We start from the raw sequence: 661 nt of genomic DNA on the forward strand, positions 1-661 counted from the left end.
TGTTTCCTGAGTTTCCGCTACCCATCTGAAGCAGGTGCCTGCTGGAGTAATCCAGTCGGCCAGTACTCTTCACGACCCTCTTCCACACGGCAGACAAGCCACCGTGTTTATCCTTGCAACTGAAATATTACGCAGTTAAATAAAATAAAAAACCGTTTTATTCATTGGCGTATGCAAGTAACTGGACGCTCTCAGGATTCCTGCACCGGAACAAACTGATGAAAAACAATACGATAAAAACATTCATCGCCTTTGGATGGCAAACGTTATCCTCGAAGGCGTACAAGGCTTTGCGAGATCTCGCACAAGAAATGACCCGCTCACAACCAGCGCTGCAGCGGCAGCCAGTCGCTCACCCTGGCCAGCAATCGGCGCAGGGTCGACTGTGGGGCGACAACGGAATGGGACGACCGCTGCTGCCACCCCGCCAGCCACAGCTGCAACTCGGCGCAGAGCGCGGGGCACTCCAGGTGCAACATCAGCTCTGTGTTGAGCATCAGGGAGCGGGGATCCAGATTGAAGCTGCCTAGCAGCGCCTCCCCTTCCCCGATCAGGATCAGCTTGGCGTGCAGGCTAAGGCCCTCCCCCTCCAACTCGGACAGCGCTATCCCCTGCCGTATCAGCCAGGGGCGATGACGCCGGTAGACGCCATACACCAGGG

General features: G+C 56.3%; 1 pseudogene. It reads right to left on the reverse strand.

Annotated elements, in window-relative coordinates:
- Positions 1 to 320: 320 nt before the first annotated feature.
- A pseudogene (locus AAC083_RS23275) lies at positions 321 to 661 on the reverse strand (phospholipase D-like domain-containing protein); the annotation flags it as partial.

This window comes from Aeromonas sp. HMWF014 (assembly GCF_963878295.1).
Taxonomy (GTDB): Bacteria; Pseudomonadota; Gammaproteobacteria; order Enterobacterales; family Aeromonadaceae; genus Aeromonas; species Aeromonas popoffii.